Raw genomic sequence first — 16,828 nt, forward strand, 5'->3', positions numbered from 1 at the left:
CTGGCCGGTCGCCGCGCTCGCGGTCAGGATGCCCATGACCAGTCCCCGGCGGGACGCGAACCAGCGGTTGGAGACGACCGCGCCCAGCACCAGCGCGGTCATGCCGCTGCCCAGGCCCAGCACCACGCCCCACAGCACGACCAGGTGCCAGAGCTGCGTGACCAGCCCGGCCATCAGCATTCCGCCGCCGACCAGCGCCAGCGCCACGCTGACCACGGCCCGCACGCCGAAGCGCTCCATCAGCACCGCCGCGAACGGCCCCATCAGGCCGAACAGCGCGAAGCGCAGCGCCAGGGCCGACGAGATCTGGCTGGTGGACCAGCCGAATTCCTGCGCCAGCGGCTGCAGCATCGCGCCGGGCAGGCCCAGCGCGGCCGACATGAACAGCATCGTCAGGAAGGTCAGCCCGGCGATCACCCAGCTGAAGTGGAGACCGCGATGGGTCAGGCGGTGGGACAGGGTGGCGGCGGGCATGCGGTTCCTTCGGTACCGGCGTCCGCGCCGGGCCGCCAAGGGGCGCCGTCGGGACGGTTTTTGATGATGGCCGGCATGGTATCGGCCTTCCCGAAGTCGAGCTCAGATTTAATGATGACCCTACTCAAAATCGAGGATTCCGGCGTGCCGTCGCCGCGCTGGCCGAGCGCGCTTCCTACAATGCCGAGCATCATGAAAGTCACCAAAGAGCAATCGGCCGCCAATCGCCAGGCACTGGTCGACGCGGCGTCCAAGCTGTATCGCGAGCGCGGCATCGCCGGCGTCGGCCTGGCGGAGATCTCGCGCGAGGCCGGCTTCACGCATGGCGGCTTCTACGGGCGTTTCGCGTCGAAGGAGGAGCTCGCGGCCGAGGCCTGCGACCAGGCCTTCGAGGCCTCGCTGTCCCGGCTGGCGACGCAGCTGGACAAGCACGATGGCGACCTGGGGCCACTCCTGAAGCGCTACTTCAGCGCCGCGCACCGCGATGCGCCTGGCGGCGGATGCCCGATGGCGGCGCTGGGCGTGGACGCGGCGCGCGAGGGCGGCCTGCTGCGCGAGTCCATGAGCGCCGGCATCGGCGCTTATGTCCACGAACTGGCGACCCACCGGCCCGATGGCACGGTGGTCGAGACGCCGACCGCCGAGGATGAGGCCCGCGCGATCGGCCTGCTGGCTACCATGGTCGGCGGACTGGTGCTGGCCCGGGCCTGCGCGGGCGCGGCGCCGGGGTTGTCGGAGCGGATCCTCAGGACGTCGCTGGCGGCGTCGTCGAAGGCAGCTTGAGCACGCCCACCGCCAGCGCGGTGCCCAGCAGCACCACCAGGCAACCGGCGGCCATGCTGGCGCTCAGGGTCTCGCCCAGGAAGATCCAGCCCCACAGCAGGCCGAAGACCGGGATCAGGAAGGTCACCGAGATCGTGTTGGTCGGCCCCACCCGCTTCATCAGGCGGAAGAACAGGATGTAGGCGACGCCGGTGCACAGCAGCGCCAGCAGCGCGACCGCGCCCCAGGCGTGCGCGCTGGGCATCGCGGCCGGGCGCATCGACCAGGCCGGCGCGGCCAGCAGCAGGGCGGCGGCGAACTGGCTGCCGGTGGCCACGGCCAGCGGGCTGGCGCCGGTGAGGTAGCGCTTGGTGGCGCTGGCGGCGACGCCGTAGCTCAGCGCGGCGATCAGGCAGGCGACGATCGCGAAGCCGCTGCCGCCCGGCTTGAACGAGGCCTTGTCCCAGGCCAGCAGGACCACGCCGGCGAAACCCAGCGCCAACCCCAGCATCCGCGAGCCGTCCAGGCGCTGCCCGAACCAGGCCCAGGCCACCAGCGCGCCCCACATCGGCGTGGTGGCGTTGAGGATGCTCGACAGGCCGGCGTTGATCGACAGCGCGGCATAGCTGAACAGCGCGAACGGGAAGGCGCTGTTGAGCACGCCCACCAGCAGCAGGCCCTTCCAGTGGGTGCGCAGGTCGCCGAGGCCCTCGCGCAGGCCCAGCAGCGGCAGCAGGAACAGCGACGCGCCGGCGACGCGCACCGCCGCGGTGGCCACCGCGCCGAACTCCGGCGCGGCCAGCCGCATGAACAGGAAGGACGCGCCCCAGATGGCGGCCAGGACGAGCAGTTCGATCAGATCGCTTCGCTTCACGCGGATACCCCTGGTGTGTTGTTGTCGTGGCGCCGTGCCGGCGGGCCGGACAGCGAGGGGCGAAGCGTAGCCGGAAGTCCGCCCTCGATTGTCAGTAGGGCCTCCTTGCGATGCAGCCCGCCCGCGTAGCCGGTCAGGCTGCCGTCGGCGCCCAGCACGCGGTGGCACGGGATCAGCACCGACACCGGATTGCGCCCGACCGCCGCCGCGACCGCCCGCACCGCCTCCGGCCGGCCCAGGCGCGCGGCCAGCTCGCCATAGGTCACGGTGAGGCCCGACGGGATGTCCAGCAGCGCGCGCCAGACGGCTTGCTGGAACGCGGTGCCGGCCGGTGCCATCGGCGGCAGCGATGGTGGCGTCGAGGCCGCGTCGCGACCGGCGAAGTAGGCCGTCATCGCGGCCACGGTCTCGCGCAGCAGCGGATCGGCGTCGTCGCGCGGCGCGTCGATCGTGCCGGGGTGGTACTTCTGGTCCTCGAACCAGAGGCCCGACAGCCCCTGGGCGTTGCGGGCGATCAGCAGGCGGCCCAGCGGGGTGTCGGCCTCGGTCCAGGCGGTGTGCGTGACGGTGGACGTCTTCATGGCGTGGTTCCTTTGCGGGGTTTGAGCGCGGCTTCCCGCCACAGTTGCAACACGGCGTAGCTGCGGTAAGGGGCGAAATGCTCGGCGGCGGCGACCAGTTCGCGCGGTCGCAACGGCTGCCCGGCGCGTTGCTCCAGGCATTGCTTGAGCACCACGTCGCCCGGCAGAAAGGCATCCGGCCAGCTCCAGCCGCGCATCAGCATGTAGTGCGCGGTCCAGGGGCCCAGGCCGGGCAGGGCGGCCAGCTCGGCGATGGCGTCCTCCACCGTGCCGCGGCCCTGCGCGAAGGCCAGCGTCGGCCAGTGGCGCGCCAGGTCGATCAGCGCCTGCGCGCGCCGTCCGGGCATGCCCAGGGTGGCGATTTCGTCCACCGTCGCGGCGGCCAGCGTGGCGGGTGTCGGGAAGGCATGCGTCACGCCGGGCGGCGCATCGGCGGCCTCGGGCAGGGGCTCGCCGAAGCGCGCGATCAGGCGGGTCGCCAGGGTGCGCGCCGCGGCGACCGTCACCTGCTGGCCCAGCACCGCGCGGATCGCCAGCTCGAAGCGGTCCAGCGAGCCCGGCAGCCGCAGGCCTTCGGCGGCCGGGCCCAGGGTCTCGCCGAGCGCCGCGGCGATCGCCTGCGGGTCGGCGTCCAGGTCCAGCCAGCGGCGCAGCCGCGGCATCAGCGTCGCGATCGCCGGCCACAGCGAGGGGCTCAGCGACACCCGCACCTGCGGGCGCTCGGCGCCGTCCGGGCTCAGGTGCAGCGCCACCCAGCCCAGCAGGTCGTGCTGGCCCGCCCGCGTCAGCCGCACGCTGCGCGCCAGCGACAGGCCGGCCACGTCCACCTGCTCCACGCCAGGCACCGCGCGGGCGGCCAGGAAGCGCAGCAGCTCGGTGCCGAGCAGCGGCGGCCGCAGGTCCAGGCGCAGTTCGGTGGTCTCCGCCGCGCGCTCGGGCCGGGCGCCCTCGGCCTCGGCGCCGCCCTTGCGCAGCGCGGTCGGGCTCAGGCGGTAATGCTCCTGGAAGGCGGCGTTGAAGCGGCGCAGGCTCGAGAAACCGGCCGCCAGGGCGACTTCGGCGATCGGCAGCCGGGTGTCGGTCAGCAGCTGCTTGGCCAGCAGCAGTCGGCGCGTCTGCAGGTACTGCAGCGGCGCCACGCCGTGCACGGCGGTGAAGACGCGCCGCACATGCCGTTCGCTGACGCCCAGGCGGGCGGCCAGCGCGGGCAGCGAGGCCTCTTCCGGCGCGCATTCGTCGAGCCAGCGCGCCGCTTCCCGGGCCAGCACCTCGGCGGCGTCCATCGTGCTCCAGGGGCGTGCGGCGGGCGCCAGTTCGGGGCGGCACTTCAGGCAGGGGCGAAAGCGCGCGGCCTCGGCCAGCGTGGCGCTCGGGAAGAAGCGGCAGTTCTCCCGGCGCGGCGTGCGCACCCGGCAGATCGGCCGGCAGTACACGCCGGTCGAGGTCACGCCGACGAACCACTGGCCGTCGAAGCGCGCATCCCGCGCCAGCAGCGCGGGGTAGCAGTGGTCGGGGTCGAGGAGGAAGTCCATGGCCAGGATGATAGGAGTCGGTCCGCGCCGGATCTGGCCGTTTTCGGACATGTCCCTGCAGCCGCCGGGGCCCGGTCGCATGGCCCCTGGCCCGCGGTTTGCCTGCGTGCACCGGGTTACACGGGCGCCGCATGGGGCCTGCCTACAATGCGCCCCAGTTTTTGAACCATCACCCATTCCTGCAAGGACGCACATGCAAGTTCACGCATCCATCTTCAAGGCCTATGACATCCGCGGTGTCGTGGGCACGACGCTGGACGAGGCGCTGGCCGAGCACCTCGGCAAGGCCTTCGGCACCGAGGCGCTCAAGCTCGGCGAGAAGGCGGTCGCCGTCGGCCGCGATGGCCGCCTGTCCGGCCCGTCGCTGGTGGATGCGCTGATCCGCGGCCTGAAGTCGACCGGGCTGGATGTCGTCGACATCGGCGCCGTCACCACGCCGATGCTGTACTACGTCGCCGCCACGCGCGGCAAGCATGGCTGCAACTCCGGCATCCAGGTCACCGGCAGCCACAACCCCAAGGACTACAACGGCTTCAAGATGGTCCTCAAGGGCGCCGCCGTCTACGGCGAGCAGATCCAGGACCTGAAGCGCCGCATCGAGGCCGAGGACTACGCCACCGGCAAGGGCCGCGTCGCCGCGATGGACATCACCGCCGAGTACACCCAGCGCATCGTCCGCGATGCGAAGCTGGCGCGTCCGATGAAGATCGTCGTCGACAGCGGCAACGGCATCCCCGGCGCAACCGCCCCGGCCATCCTGCGCGCGCTGGGCTGCGAGGTCATCGACATCTTCTCCAAGGTGGATGGCGACTTCCCCAACCACCATCCGGATCCGTCGCGTCCCGAGAACCTCGAGGACCTCAAGCGCGTCGTGCACGCCACCGATGCCGAGCTGGGCCTGGCCTTCGACGGCGACGGCGACCGCCTGGGCATCGTCACCAAGGACGGCACGATGATCATGCCGGACCGCCAGATCATGCTGATCGCCGCGGACATCCTCAAGCGCCTGCCGGGCTCGGAGATCATCTTCGACGTCAAGTGCACCCAGCGCCTGGCCCCGTGGATCCGCGAGCACGGCGGCAAGCCGCTGATGTGGATGACCGGCCACTCGCTGGCCAAGGCCAAGCTCAAGGAGACCGGTGCACCGCTGGCCGGCGAGCTCTCCGGCCACATCTTCTTCGCCGAGCGCTGGTACGGCTTCGACGACGCGATGTACACGGCGGCGCGCATGCTGGAGATCCTGTCGCGCAGCGAGGACCCGTCCAAGGTCCTGCACGACCTGCCCAACAGCGTCAACACGCCCGAGCTCAACGTCCCCTGCAAGGAAGGCGAGCACCACGAGGTCGTGGCCAAGCTCAAGGAGATCGCCGAGTTCCCGAATGCCAAGGACATCGTCACGATCGACGGCATCCGCGTCGAGTACGACGACGGCTTCGGCCTGGTGCGCGCGTCCAACACCACGCCGGTGCTGGTGCTGCGCTTCGAGGGCCACACCCAGGAGGCGCTCGAGCGCATCCAGAAGGAAGTCCTGGCGCAGCTCACGCGCGTGAAGCCGGACATCACCTTCACCTCGGGCCATTGAGCGGCGCTCGCTGCCGGTGACGCCGGACTCGTTCAAGGAGCGCCTGGCGCGCGGCGTCTTCAGCACGGTGCTGAGGCTCGCCGCGCCGGCGTACTTCCTGCGCCTGTTCCTGCGCGGCCGCCAGGAACCGCTCTACGCGGCGCATCCGGCCGAACGCTTCGGCTTCGGCGCGGCGATCGAACCCGGCGCGATCTGGGTGCATGCGGTCTCGCTGGGCGAAACACGCGCCGCCGCGGCGCTCATCGAGCAGCTGCGGCGGGAGCGGCCCGGCCTGCGCCTGCTGCTCACCCACACCACGGCGACCGGCCGGGAAGCCGGCCGCGCGCTGCTGCGCGACGGCGACACGCAGCGCTGGCTGCCCTTCGACACGCCGGGCGCGGTGCGGCGATTCCTGCGGCGCACCCGGCCCGCGGTCGGCGTGCTGATGGAAACCGAGATCTGGCCCAACGTCCAGCACGAGGCGCTAAAGGCCGGCGTGCCGATGGTCCTGGCCAACGCGCGGCTCTCCGCGCGCAGCCTGCGCCGCGGCGAGAAGTTCAAGGCGCTGCTGGCGCCCGCGGCGCGCAGCCTGCGCCTGGCGCTGGCGCAGACCGCCCAGGACGCCGACCGGCTGCGCCAGGCCGGCGTCGCCGACGTGCGCGTCAGCGGCAATTTGAAATTCGACCTGCAGCCCGACGAGGCCCTGCTCGCGCGCGGACGCACCTGGCGGGCCGGCCTGAACCGGCCGGTGGTGATGCTGGCGGTCTCCCGCGAGGGCGAGGAGGCCGCGATGCTCGCGGCCTGGAAGTCGGCACAGGCGGCGAGGGCGCCAGCGGGTTCACCGCTGCTGCTGATCGTGCCGCGTCATCCGCAGCGCTTCGACGAGATCGCCGCGATGGTCACGGACGCTGGCCTGACGCTCGCGCGCCGCAGCGCCTTCGGCACCAGCGACATCGCGACGCCGCCCCTGAGCGCGGGCGTGGCGGACGTGTGGCTGGGCGATTCGATGCGCGAGATGGCGCTGTACTACGGCCTGGCGGACGTCGCGCTACTGGGCGGCAGCTTCGAGAAGCTGGGCGGCCAGAACTTGATCGAGACGGCCGCCTGCGGCGTTCCGCTCTTCATGGGCCCGCACACCTTCAACTTCGCCGAGGCGGCGGAACTGTCGCTGCAGGCCGGCGCCGCGCGCCGCGTGGCCACGCTGACGGAAGGTCTGTCGCAAGCGCTCGCGCTGCTGACGCAGCCCAGCGAGCGGCAAGAGATGGCGGACGCTGCGACGGCCTTCGCGGCCGCGCATCGCGGCGCGGCGCAACGGATGGCCGCGCCCATCCTGAAACTGGCCGCAGCCTGATCCGGCGTCCTCGGTCGCAAATCCGTCGAAGGACGGTGCTGATCGGGGACGGGATGGCTTGGGGTTTTGGCGCTTGACGCCAAGGCCCCATGCCATCGCGGCCAACGCCCGGGCCGTTGCAGGCGACTTCTACTGATTGCTGGTCGACCGAACCTCACCGAGCGTGGTCACGCCCTGCAGCACCTTCGCGATGCCATCCTGGCGCAGCGTCCGCATGCCCTCGGCCATGGCCAGGTGCATCAGCTCCTCGGCCCGGCCGCCGGTCTGGATGAGCCGCCGGATCGGCCGCGACACGGTCAGCAGCTCATGCAGCCCCGCGCGGCCCTTGAACCCCGTGTGATCGCACTTGTCGCACCCGGGCGAGTGGTAATGCAGCAGATTGGGCTGCCCGAACTGGCCTTTCCACTCGGCCAGCACCGCCTCACGCGCCGGCCGGTTCTCGGCCGAGAACACGTGCAGGTAGTCGTCGAGCAGTTCGTTGAGCGTCGCCTCGGGCATCGGCTCGGACTTGCGGCAGGCCGGGCAGATGCGCCGCACCAGCCGCTGGGCCAGCACCGCGAGCAGCGAGTCGGCGAAGTTGAACGGGTCCATGCCCATGTCCAGCAGGCGCGTGACGGTTTCGGGCGCGCTGTTGGTGTGTAGCGTGGACAGCACCAGGTGGCCGGTCAGCGAGGCCTCGACCGCGATCTCGGCGGTTTCCTCGTCGCGGATCTCGCCGACCATGATCACGTCCGGGTCCGCGCGCAGGAAAGCGCGCAGCGCCTTCGCGAAGGTCCAGTCGATCTTCGGATTGACCTGCACCTGCCGCAGCCCCGCCTGCGTGATTTCGACCGGATCCTCGGCCGTCCAGATTTTGCGCTCCGGCGTGTTGATGTTGGCCAGCACCGAGTGCAGCGTCGTCGTCTTGCCCGAGCCGGTCGGGCCCACGCACAGCACCATGCCGTAGGGCCGCTCCGACGCCGCCTTGAGCTCGCGCAGGTTGTGTTCCGAGAAGCCCAGTTTCTCCATCGGGATCGGCTTGGCCGAGGCCAGGATCCGCATCACCACGTCCTCGAGCCCGTTGTTGGTCGGGATCGTGGCCACGCGCAGCTCGATCTTGTGGCGCTCCGAGAACTTGGCGAAATTGATTTTGCCGTCCTGCGGCTTGCGACGCTCGGAGATGTCGAGGTCGCACATGATCTTGATGCGCGCGATCATCGCGCTGCGGTAGGTGTGCGGCAGTTCCAGGTGGGGCTGCAGCACGCCGTCCTTGCGGAAGCGGATTTTGACCTTCTCCTTGCCCGGATAGGTCTCGATGTGGATGTCCGACACGTTCTGGTTGTGCGCGTCGATGATCATGGTGTTGATCAGCCGGACCAGCGAGTTGTCGCTCTGCTCGATCTGGCGGTCCTTCTCCTCCTCGCGCGCGGCCTCGCGGGCGACCTGCTCCTGGCCTTCGCGCTCCAGCGTCTCGATCAGCTTGTCGGAGCTGTCGAGCTCGAAGTCCATCGTCAGCGGCGGCAGGCCGCCGTCGCGGTTGGCGACCGGCTGGCTGCCGAAGCGTTCGTAGGAGGTCGGGATCGCGAACTGCAGCGAGCCCAGCCGCGCCAGCGCCGGCACGACCTTGAGCTGGGTGATGAACTCGACCTCGTCGATGCAGTCGCGCCGCGTCGGGTCTTCCATCGCGACGATCAGGCGGCCGTCGCGCAGCACCAGCGGCAGCACCTCCAGCCGCTTGGCCACCGAGAACGGCAGCTTGCGCACCGCGTCCGGCTCGATCGCGAAGTTGTCCGCGTCCACCAGCGGGTAGCCCATCTTGCGAGCCAGCGCCGACTGCAGCTGCGCGCGCGTCACGATGCCCTTGCGCACCAGCAGCTCGCCCAGCGGCACCGAGCGGTCCTGCTTCTGCTGCGCCAGCGCCTCGTCGAGTTGCGCCTGCGTCACCAGGTCCAGCGCGAGCAGCGCTTCGCCGATGCGCACCATCGGCATCTTGGCCTGCTGCTCGATCGCGAGCATCAGCTGCTCGGCCGAGACGATGTGCTGCGCCACCAGGATGTCGCCGACGCGGCGGTCGCGCAGGTCGCGCTGCTCGCCGGCGGCGGCATCGACCTGTTCCTGCGTCGCCACCTGCTGGCGCACCAGCAGGTCGCCGATGCGCTCGCCGACCTCGAAGCTGACCAGCACCTCGCGCGGCACGAACATGCAGCGCACCCAGTCGCTGGTCTCGCTGACCGGCGGGAACAGGAACAGGCCGAGATCGGTCTCGTGATGGCCGATGGTCGTGCCCTTCTGCTCCTCGCCGCCCTGGTAGACCAGCTTGAACTCGCTGCGCGGGCGCTGGTCCAGCGACAGCGGGTCGTCGGCAGTGGCTGGATCGCGCGGTGGCACCTCGATCGCGTGCAGCAGCTTGAGCGCCTTGAACTGCGAGAACTTCAGCGGCATCGCGTTGCGCGCCGGCGGCACCACGACTTGCGCCAGGCGTTCGCCCGGCACCATCAGGATCACCTTGCCGACGGTGCGGCTGCCGTTCAGGCCGAGGATCTCGCAGGCCTGCGGCTCGCGCTGGGTGCGCGGCCGGGGGTAGGCGGCGAAGGGGGGCGTCGGCCACTCGAACAGCGGTGCCGCCTCAGCCGCCGGCGAGGCGGACGACTGGGCTTGAGGCCATTGCAGCGGCACGGACGGGTCGGTCATCAGGCGGTCTCCGCAGAGTTCTGTGTCTAGGCAGATATTGGGCGGGAGAGTAACTCGTTTGTGGTGGGCCCACTACTCGGATAAGCAGGCGGCGTGCCTGCCTATCCGGCCTGGCTCGTCGCTGGCCCCAGCCGTCCGCCCCACTAGACTCGCCGACCATGAACAACCTGCTGGTGACCGGGTTCGAGCCGTTCGGCGGCGAGACCATCAACCCCTCCTGGGAACTGGCCCGGGCGCTCAACGGCGAGGCGATTGCCGGGGCGCGCGTGGTGGCAGTCCAGTTGCCTTGCGTCTTCGGCGAGGCGCTGACGCGGCTGGACGAGGCGCTGGCGCGGGTGAAGCCGTCGGTGGTGCTGGCCATCGGCCAGGCCGGCGGGCGCTGCGACCTGTCGCTGGAGCGGGTGGCCATCAACGTCGACGACGCCCGGATCCCCGACAACGCCGGCGCCCAGCCCATCGACGAACCGGTCGTCCCGGGCGGGCCGGCCGCCTACTTCTCGACACTGCCGATCAAGGCGATCGTGGCCGGACTGCGGGAAGCGGGATTTCCGGCGTCGGTGTCGCAGACCGCCGGCACCTTCGTCTGCAATCACCTGTTCTACGGGCTGCAGCATCTGGTGAAGGAACGCCCTGTTCGCAGCGGCTTCATGCACATCCCCTACCTGCCGGAGCAGGCGGCGCGCCATCCCGGCGCGCCCAGCCTGCCCCTGCCGACGCTGGTCGCGGCCACGCGCCTGGCCCTCGAACTGGCCGTGACGGCCGAGGAAGCCCGCCTCGGCGGCGGCCAGCTCGACTGAGCGGCTGGCTCAGTCGGGAGCCGTCGCCTGACCGGCGAGGGTCAGGAGTTGCCTCGCATGCGATGCGATCTCGCGCGCGAGCGCATCGGGCTCGAGGATGCGGAACGGAAAGGGCAGGGCGGCGAATGACAGCGCCATCCAGGGCAGTTCATCCGCCTGGCAGCGCAGCAGCACGCCGTCCTCCTGCTGCTCCAGGCTGCTGATCGCGGCCAGCGGCTGGCGCGTGAGCGCCTCCAGCGGCGCCTGCACCAGCGCCCGCACCGCATGGGCGCGCGGCATCTCGACCAGCGAGGCGTTCAGGTGCGCGAGCACGTCGAAGCCCTCCGGGCGGCCGAAGCTCTGGGGCAGCGGATCGACCGATTCGATCCGGTCCAGCCGGAACGAGCGCAGCGCCCGCCGCAGCCCGCAATGGCCCACCGCATACCAGCGCCCGCCGCGGTAGCCCAGTCCGTAGGGATCGAACGGCCGCTCGCTGAGCCGCCCTTGCAGGTCGCGGTAGCGCATCGCCACGCGCTGCTGCGCCAGGGCCGCCGCGCCCAGCGTCGACAGGGCCGCGGGGTTCGCGGGCACGGCCGGCTGCAGGTCGAGGGCGACGCGCTCGGCGATGCCGCGCTGGCGCTGCTTGAGCGCCGCGGGCAGCACGCGTTCGAGCTTGGCCTGCGCGCTGGCGACCGCCGGCGCGGTGTCGGCCAGTCCCAGTTGCCGCGCGGCGAGCAGTCCCAGCCCCAGGGCCAGCGCCTCGTCCTCGCTGAACATCAGCGGCGGCAAGCGGAAGCCGGTCGCCAGGCGGTAGCCGCCGAAGCGGCCGCGCTCGCGGTCGACGGGGATGCCCAGCGCCTCCAGTGCCACGATGTAGCGCCGCACGGTGCGGCGCTCGACCTGCAGCTCGGCGGCGATGGCGGCGCCATCGAGCTGCCCGCGCGACTGCAGCAGCTCGAGCAAGGCCAGGATCCGGGAGGCGGGGAGCGACATGCCGGCGAGTCTACGGCGCCTGCGTTCGATATAGGGCTGGATCCGCCCTATATCGGCCCTAGGCTGCGTGGCATTCCGCGCCTCGTGCGCTGTCTGGGCGCCACAGCCGCCCCCCAACCAGGAGACCCTCGAATGAATCCCGCCGATCTGACGCTCTACTTCGCCCTGGTGCTCGGCATCGTGCTGATCCCGGGCATGGACATGGCCTTCGTCGTCGGGCACAGCCTGACCGGTGGACTGCGCGCGGGCCTGGCGGCGCTGGGCGGCGTCGTCGCGGGGGCGTTCTGCCACCTCGCGATGGGTGCGATGGGGCTGGCTCTGCTGCTGCGGACGCTGCCCGGCGCGTTCACGATCATGCTGGTCGCCGGCGCGATCTACCTCGGCTGGCTCGGCTGGGGCCTGATGCGCGCCGAACCCACCGCCACACAGTCTCGGCCGGCGGACGGGCCGCGCGCGCACTCGGCCTTCTTCGGCGCGATGCTGACCAACCTGCTCAATCCCAAGGCCTACCTCTTCAGCCTGGCGGTGCTGCCGCAGTTCGTGCATCCCGAGCGCGGCGGGCTGGCCCTGCAGCTCGGCGCGATCGGCATCGTCACCGCCGCGACGCAGATCGGCGTCTACGGCGGGCTGGCCTGGCTGGCCGCGGGCGGGCGTCGCCGGCTCGGCACCGCCGACGCCGCCGGACTGCGGCGCCAGCGCCTGCTGCTGCGCGGCGTGGGGCTGCTGCTGTGGGTCACGGCGCTCTATACCGCGTGGCAGGCCTGGCACCAGGCGGGGATGGCCGCGCTGGGCTGAGGCCGTCGGCGACGGGCGCGGACGGCGTGTCGCCAGCGTGTCGTCGGCGTGGGGCGAGGGCGTCAATGTGCTTGATCCTTGTCAATGAACACCGACCCGACGCCAAACGCGCGGGAGAGGTCGACAACTGAGGGCCCCGGCGCGTGGCCGGCGGATCGACGAGATCCGGCGACGCGCCGATCCATCCACCCTCGCGGGGCCAGGCCCCGTCCCATCGGAGTTGTTCATGACCACACGCCACATCATCCTCGCCGCGCTGACGGCCGCGCTGGCGGCGGGCACCTCGGCCCATGCGCCTGACGGTCGCGACACCAAGAGGTGGTATGGCCTCATCAAGGCAAGTCAGAACAACCATGAAGATCTGTCAGTCGAGGCGGCGATCGGTCAACTGCCGAGCGACTGGCAGTACCTCCCGGCGGCACCGGCCCGCGTGACGAGCGGGATCGGCCCCGGGTCCATCGGCGCCGAGGGCCGTGGCGGCGCGAAGGCGGCATCGTGAGGTCCGGCGCCCCCTTGTGGCCGGTCGCCGTGGGCGTCGCGTGGCGGCAGCCTCATTACCAGGAGGTGATGGTCCGCGGCGCGCCCGGCATCGATTTCCTCGAGGTCCTCACCGAGGACTTCCTGTCGCCCGGCGGCGCCGCCCGCCAGCTGCTGCTGGATGCCGCGCGCCGGTTCCCGGTGAGCCTGCACGGCGCGGGCCTGGGGCTCGGCTCGGCGGTCGGCATCGACGGCGGCCACCTGCGGCAGGTGAGGGAGCTGGTCGACGCGGTGCGGCCGGGCGCGGTGTCCGAGTACGCCTGCTTCAACCGCGTGCATCGACCCGGAGCGCCCATCCACCTGCATGCGCGGCTGCCGATTCCCTTCAGCGAACGCAGCCTGTCGCTGCTGGCCGACCATGTCGACACCGCGCAGGAAGCGCTGGGGCGGCAGATCCTGATCGAGCCGATCGCGGCCTGCCTCGCGTGGGACGAGGACACGCTGAGCGAGCCCGCGTTCTTCAACGCGCTGGCGCGGCGCACCGGTTGCGGGGTGCTGGTCAACCTGGACAGCCTGGTCGTCACTGCGATCAACCGCGGTCATCGGGACGAGGCGATCGTGCGGGCCGGCATCGCCTGGCTGGACGAGATCGATCCGGCCGTCGTGGGCCAGTACCACCTGGCCGGCCATGCGCAGGCGCAGGGCGTGGCCTTCGGCGGGCAGGGCGATCCGGTCGGCGAGGACGTCTGGTCGCTCTACCGCCACGCGCTGGGCCGCATCGGCGCACGCCCGACCGTGATCGACCGCGGCCGCCCGGCGCCGCCGCTGGCGACGCTGACGGAGGAGGTCGCGCGGGCGCGCCGCGAGCAGCAGGCCTTTGACCGCGAGGTGATCGCGCCGCCACCGCCCCGGCAGGACCGGCGCGGCCGGGACAGCTTCCCCATCCAGTTCCAGGAGTCCGACGATGACGCGGCATGAGAGCGACGAACAGAACGGGCAGCGCAAGCTGATCGAACGCCAGGGCCGGCTGGCCGACACCCTGCTCGCGGCCTCGGAGGGCGAGGCGCTGGCCCTGGCGCCGGCCGGCCTGCATGCGCTGCCGGCGCTCCCGGGCGGCCTGGCCCAGGCGCTGCGGCTGTACCGCGTCCAGGCCGGCCTCCGCGCCGAGCGCGTGCTGGCCGGGGTCTATCCGCGCCTGCGCGAGCGCATGGAGGCCCACCAGGCGGGCAGCTTCGCCTCGCTGGCCTGGACCTGCTGGCGCCGTCATCCGCCGGTCCAGGGCGACCTCGGCACCTGGGGCGAGGCGCTCATCGGCCTGCTCGCCGAGGCCGAGGCGGTCGGGCTGCCGCCGCTGTGGACCGCGCTGGCGCGCCTCGAATGGAACCTGCATCAGGTCGAGCGCCTGCCGGAGCCGGGGCGGGACCCGGGCTCGCTGGTGCTGCTGGGACGACTGCCCGCCGCGGCGGTGCGGCTGGTGCTGGCGGACCATGTGGCGCTGCATCGCTGCCAGGCGCCCTCGCTGCGCGGGCTGCTCGAGCTGCCGACGGAGAGCTTCGGCATCGGCGCGCGCGAGGCGGTGGTCGTCTGGCGCGACGGCTGGCAGGGCCGCGCGATGGCGATCGACGCCGCCGCGCTGCGCTGGTTCGAGGCGCTCCTGGCCGGGCACGACCTCGAGCGCGCGCTCCAGCTGGCCGGCGCCGCCTTCGACTTCAGCGCCTGGCTGCCGATGGCGATGACGCGCGGCTGGATGGCGCGGGTCGAGACGGTCGAGCAGGGCGGGGGCGCCGACGCTTATGGCGTCGCGTTCCCCCTGCGGTTCACTCGCGGGGTCGGAAGGTGATGATCATCACCCGCGGCACGGTGCCGTCGGTGTCCGTCGGCAGCTTCTCCGTCTTGTCGAGCGCACGCAGCACCGCGCCGTCGAAGTCGGGCAGGCCGCTGGACTTGACGATCTTGCGCGCCACGATCGTGCCGTCCGGGCCGGCGCGGACCTCGACCTCGGCCTCGGGGTTGGACGGACCGCCCGGGTCGGCGTAGATGATGTTGGGCCGCACGCGGGCCTTGATCCGGCCCGCGTAGTTGGCCGACGGGCCGGAGCTCTTCAGCGCCGTGCCGGTCGAGGTCGGTCCGCCGCTGGCGCCGGCCATGCCCTGGATGCGCCGCAGGTTCTCCTGGCGCTGGGCCTCGGCGCGGGCTTCCGCGTCCTTGCGGGCCTTCTCGGTCTTGGCCTTGTCGGCCTTCTCCTTGGCCTCGTCCTTCTTCGCCTGCTCTTCCTTGGCCTTGCGGTCGCGTTCCTTCTGCTCGGCCTCGTCCTTGCGGCGCTGGTCCTGTTTGCGCTTTTCCTCGGCCTCGCGCTGCTCCTGCTCTTCCTTCTGCTTGCGCTCCCTGGCCTTGGCGATCGCGATGTCCGCGTCGCGCTGCGCCTGGACCTCCTGGGGCGTCGGCTGCTGCGGCTTCGGGGGTTCGGGCTGCGGCTTGGGCGGTTCGGGTTGAGGGTCGGTCGGCAGCTGTTCCTTGGGCGCGGCGGCCTGGGGAACGGCCGACCACAGCTCCGCCTCGAGCGCCGGCACCGGCGTCGAGCGCCAGCTCACGCCGAAGCTCAGCGCCACCACCAGCAGCACGTGCGCGACGACCGCGAAGCTGAAGCCGCGGCCCAGGCCCGGCGCCGGCGGCGGACGCAGCGGATCGCGTTCGGGGTGGAATCGGGAGGCGATGTCCATCGCGTTGCTCATCGTCTGGGGCCGCTTCCCGATCTCAGCGATCGGCCGGGGCGCCGTTCTTCACGGCCAGCCCGACCCGCTGGATGCCCGCGCGCTGCAGCACGTCCATCGTCTTGACGACGGCCTCGTACTTCACGTTGCGGTCGGCGGAGATCACGACCGGCGTGGCCGCGTCGCCCTTCTGCGCGTCCCTGACGCGCGCGGCCAGCGCCTTGAGCGGCACCGGCGACGGATCCTGGTCGCCGTCGAGCTTGATCTTGAGCTGCTCGTCGGTGCCCACGATCACCTGGATCACGTGCTGCGGCTGGGTCTTGGCGGTGCCGACACTGGGCAGGTCGACGACGCCGGTGGTGATGAGGGGGGCACTGACCATGAAGATGATCAGCAGCACCAGCATGACGTCGATGAAGGGGACCATGTTGATCTCGTTCATCGTGCGGCGGCGCGAGCCGCCGCGGGAGGACATCGCGGGCATGGCCGTTCCTCCGGATCAGCGCTGCGCGGCCGGCGCCGGCTGGCCGGCGTTGCGCTGCAGGATGTTGGAGAACTCCTCGATGAAGGTTTCCAGCGTGATGGCGTTGCGGTCGATCTGGCGGGCGAAGCGGTTGTAGGCCAGCACCGCCGGGATGGCGGCGAACAGGCCGATGGCGGTGGCGACCAGCGCCTCGGCGATGCCCGGGGCGACGGTGGCCAGCGTGACCTGGGTCAGGTTGGACAGCCCCACGAAGGCGTGCATGATCCCCCAGATGGTGCCGAACAGGCCCACGTAGGGCGAGACCGAGCCCACCGACGCCAGGAAGGACAGGTGCGACTCCATCGCGTCGAGCTCGCGCTGGTAGCTGGCGCGCATGGCGCGGCGGGCGCCGTCCAGCAGCGCGCCGGAATCGACGACGCGCTTCTCGCGCAGCTTCAGGAATTCGCGCATGCCCGAGGCGAAGATGCGCTCCAGCGGCGCGCCGTCCGGGCGGTTGGACACGCTGGTGTAGAGGTCGTTGAGGTTCTTGCCCGACCAGAACTCCTGCTCGAAGCCCTCGTTGCGCGCCTTGACGCGTCCCAGCGCGATCAGCTTGCTGAAGATCACGCTCCAGCTCGCGAGCGACACCAGCAGCAGCGCGGCGATCACCAGCTGCACCGTCAGGCTGGCATGGGCGATCAGGGAAATGATGGAGAGGTCTTGGTTCATGAGGTCAACGAAGGGTGATCGCGGGACGGCACCCGGCGCGAAGGCGCGCGGAGGCCGGCGGTGAGCGGTGGCCGGTCGA

At 71.6% G+C, this 16,828-nt stretch carries 16 protein-coding genes and 1 pseudogene (1 of these 17 running past the window's edge); 8 read left to right on the top strand and 9 right to left on the bottom strand.

What is annotated here, in order from left to right; translation table 11 throughout:
* Positions 1-474, bottom strand: a pseudogene (locus ACTJKJ_RS07480) (MFS transporter); it reaches 832 nt to the left of the window's first position.
* Between the two features lie 192 nt (positions 475-666).
* Between ACTJKJ_RS07480 and ACTJKJ_RS07485 the strand changes: the two are divergent.
* Positions 667-1,257, top strand: coding sequence for a TetR/AcrR family transcriptional regulator (locus ACTJKJ_RS07485; protein ID WP_440820028.1), 591 nt, complete (start codon positions 667-669; stop codon positions 1,255-1,257).
* On the opposite strand, the gene ACTJKJ_RS07490 is transcribed toward ACTJKJ_RS07485, so the two are convergent.
* From ACTJKJ_RS07490 to ACTJKJ_RS07500, 3 genes are read right to left on the bottom strand one after another with little or no spacing between them, the layout of a single operon-like run.
* Positions 1,220-2,110, bottom strand: a complete 891-nt coding sequence (locus ACTJKJ_RS07490; RefSeq protein ID WP_440820029.1) for a DMT family transporter — start codon at positions 2,108-2,110, stop codon at positions 1,220-1,222. The genes ACTJKJ_RS07485 and ACTJKJ_RS07490 overlap by 38 nt on opposite strands.
* Positions 2,107-2,691 carry a methylated-DNA--[protein]-cysteine S-methyltransferase gene (locus ACTJKJ_RS07495; protein ID WP_440820030.1) on the bottom strand — a complete coding sequence of 195 codons (585 nt, stop codon included), beginning with the start codon at positions 2,689-2,691 and terminating at the stop codon, positions 2,107-2,109. Before ACTJKJ_RS07495 ends, ACTJKJ_RS07490 begins: the two co-directional genes overlap by 4 nt.
* The gene (locus tag ACTJKJ_RS07500) at positions 2,688-4,223 is read right to left on the bottom strand and encodes a DNA-3-methyladenine glycosylase 2 family protein (RefSeq protein WP_440820031.1); all 1,536 of its coding nucleotides are present in this window, start codon (positions 4,221-4,223) and stop codon (positions 2,688-2,690) included. Before ACTJKJ_RS07500 ends, ACTJKJ_RS07495 begins: the two co-directional genes overlap by 4 nt.
* A gap of 193 nt (positions 4,224-4,416) precedes the next feature.
* Between ACTJKJ_RS07500 and ACTJKJ_RS07505 the strand changes: the two genes are divergently transcribed.
* The gene (locus tag ACTJKJ_RS07505) at positions 4,417-5,805 is read left to right on the top strand and encodes a phosphomannomutase/phosphoglucomutase (protein WP_440820032.1); all 1,389 of its coding nucleotides are present in this window, start codon (positions 4,417-4,419) and stop codon (positions 5,803-5,805) included.
* Positions 5,806-5,821: 16 nt separating this feature from the next.
* Positions 5,822-7,135 carry a 3-deoxy-D-manno-octulosonic acid transferase gene (locus tag ACTJKJ_RS07510; protein WP_440820033.1) on the top strand — a complete coding sequence of 438 codons (1,314 nt, stop codon included), beginning with the start codon at positions 5,822-5,824 and terminating at the stop codon, positions 7,133-7,135.
* A 129-nt stretch (positions 7,136-7,264) separates the two neighbouring features.
* On the opposite strand, the gene ACTJKJ_RS07515 is transcribed toward ACTJKJ_RS07510, so the two are convergent.
* Positions 7,265-9,805: an ATPase, T2SS/T4P/T4SS family gene (locus ACTJKJ_RS07515; RefSeq protein WP_440820034.1), complete on the bottom strand. Its 2,541-nt coding sequence runs from the start codon at positions 9,803-9,805 to the stop codon at positions 7,265-7,267.
* A gap of 158 nt (positions 9,806-9,963) precedes the next feature.
* On the opposite strand from ACTJKJ_RS07515, the gene pcp reads away from it, so the two are divergent.
* Positions 9,964-10,602: a pyroglutamyl-peptidase I gene (pcp, locus tag ACTJKJ_RS07520; RefSeq protein WP_440820035.1), complete on the top strand. Its 639-nt coding sequence runs from the start codon at positions 9,964-9,966 to the stop codon at positions 10,600-10,602.
* Between the two features lie 9 nt (positions 10,603-10,611).
* Here pcp and ACTJKJ_RS07525 read toward each other — a convergent pair whose 3' ends face one another.
* Positions 10,612-11,574 (bottom strand): helix-turn-helix transcriptional regulator, encoded by a 963-nt coding sequence (locus ACTJKJ_RS07525; protein WP_440820036.1) that lies wholly within the window; start codon positions 11,572-11,574, stop codon positions 10,612-10,614.
* 132 nt (positions 11,575-11,706) lie between these two features.
* On the opposite strand from ACTJKJ_RS07525, the gene ACTJKJ_RS07530 reads away from it, so the two are divergent.
* The 4 genes from ACTJKJ_RS07530 to ACTJKJ_RS07545 all read left to right on the top strand — a co-directional run bounded on the left by ACTJKJ_RS07530 (position 11,707) and on the right by ACTJKJ_RS07545 (position 14,686).
* Positions 11,707-12,369 (top strand): LysE family translocator, encoded by a 663-nt coding sequence (locus tag ACTJKJ_RS07530; protein ID WP_297382758.1) that lies wholly within the window; start codon positions 11,707-11,709, stop codon positions 12,367-12,369.
* A 226-nt stretch (positions 12,370-12,595) separates the two neighbouring features.
* Positions 12,596-12,868: a hypothetical protein gene (locus ACTJKJ_RS07535; protein WP_091724357.1), complete on the top strand. Its 273-nt coding sequence runs from the start codon at positions 12,596-12,598 to the stop codon at positions 12,866-12,868.
* Positions 12,865-13,824 (top strand): DUF692 domain-containing protein, encoded by a 960-nt coding sequence (locus tag ACTJKJ_RS07540; RefSeq protein ID WP_141225261.1) that lies wholly within the window; start codon positions 12,865-12,867, stop codon positions 13,822-13,824. The genes ACTJKJ_RS07535 and ACTJKJ_RS07540 overlap by 4 nt, the downstream gene beginning before the upstream one ends.
* Positions 13,811-14,686, top strand: coding sequence for a hypothetical protein (locus tag ACTJKJ_RS07545; protein WP_297382757.1), 876 nt, complete (start codon positions 13,811-13,813; stop codon positions 14,684-14,686). The genes ACTJKJ_RS07540 and ACTJKJ_RS07545 overlap by 14 nt, the downstream gene beginning before the upstream one ends.
* Here the strand turns inward: ACTJKJ_RS07545 and tolA are convergent.
* The 3 genes from tolA to tolQ are packed head-to-tail and all read right to left on the bottom strand — an operon-like array spanning position 14,664 to position 16,749.
* Positions 14,664-15,566: a cell envelope integrity protein TolA gene (gene tolA, locus ACTJKJ_RS07550; protein WP_091725231.1), complete on the bottom strand. Its 903-nt coding sequence runs from the start codon at positions 15,564-15,566 to the stop codon at positions 14,664-14,666. The genes ACTJKJ_RS07545 and tolA overlap by 23 nt on opposite strands.
* Positions 15,567-15,600: 34 nt before the next feature.
* Positions 15,601-16,041, bottom strand: a complete 441-nt coding sequence (gene tolR / locus ACTJKJ_RS07555; protein WP_183479174.1) for a protein TolR — start codon at positions 16,039-16,041, stop codon at positions 15,601-15,603.
* A gap of 15 nt (positions 16,042-16,056) precedes the next feature.
* Entirely contained in the window at positions 16,057-16,749 is a 693-nt protein-coding gene (gene tolQ / locus ACTJKJ_RS07560; protein WP_091724361.1) for a protein TolQ, read from the bottom strand.
* Positions 16,750-16,828: the final 79 nt, after the last annotated feature.

This window comes from Roseateles sp. 22389 (genome assembly GCF_052044995.1).
Lineage (GTDB): Bacteria > Pseudomonadota > Gammaproteobacteria > Burkholderiales > Burkholderiaceae_C > Roseateles.

What these genes read in the sequence shown, in the direction of transcription:
- pcp (WP_440820035.1), top strand. Translation starts at nt 9,964, where the DNA reads ATGAACAACCTGCTGGTGACCGGGTTCGAGCCGTTCGGCGGCGAGACC.
- ACTJKJ_RS07515 (WP_440820034.1), bottom strand. Translation starts at nt 9,805, where the DNA reads ATGACCGACCCGTCCGTGCCGCTGCAATGGCCTCAAGCCCAGTCGTCC.
- tolR (WP_183479174.1), bottom strand. Translation starts at nt 16,041, where the DNA reads ATGCCCGCGATGTCCTCCCGCGGCGGCTCGCGCCGCCGCACGATGAAC.
- ACTJKJ_RS07545 (WP_297382757.1), top strand. Translation starts at nt 13,811, where the DNA reads ATGACGCGGCATGAGAGCGACGAACAGAACGGGCAGCGCAAGCTGATC.
- tolA (WP_091725231.1), bottom strand. Translation starts at nt 15,566, where the DNA reads ATGGACATCGCCTCCCGATTCCACCCCGAACGCGATCCGCTGCGTCCG.
- ACTJKJ_RS07495 (WP_440820030.1), bottom strand. Translation starts at nt 2,691, where the DNA reads ATGAAGACGTCCACCGTCACGCACACCGCCTGGACCGAGGCCGACACC.
- ACTJKJ_RS07535 (WP_091724357.1), top strand. Translation starts at nt 12,596, where the DNA reads ATGACCACACGCCACATCATCCTCGCCGCGCTGACGGCCGCGCTGGCG.
- ACTJKJ_RS07525 (WP_440820036.1), bottom strand. Translation starts at nt 11,574, where the DNA reads ATGTCGCTCCCCGCCTCCCGGATCCTGGCCTTGCTCGAGCTGCTGCAG.
- ACTJKJ_RS07530 (WP_297382758.1), top strand. Translation starts at nt 11,707, where the DNA reads ATGAATCCCGCCGATCTGACGCTCTACTTCGCCCTGGTGCTCGGCATC.
- ACTJKJ_RS07485 (WP_440820028.1), top strand. Translation starts at nt 667, where the DNA reads ATGAAAGTCACCAAAGAGCAATCGGCCGCCAATCGCCAGGCACTGGTC.
- ACTJKJ_RS07500 (WP_440820031.1), bottom strand. Translation starts at nt 4,223, where the DNA reads ATGGACTTCCTCCTCGACCCCGACCACTGCTACCCCGCGCTGCTGGCG.
- ACTJKJ_RS07505 (WP_440820032.1), top strand. Translation starts at nt 4,417, where the DNA reads ATGCAAGTTCACGCATCCATCTTCAAGGCCTATGACATCCGCGGTGTC.
- tolQ (WP_091724361.1), bottom strand. Translation starts at nt 16,749, where the DNA reads ATGAACCAAGACCTCTCCATCATTTCCCTGATCGCCCATGCCAGCCTG.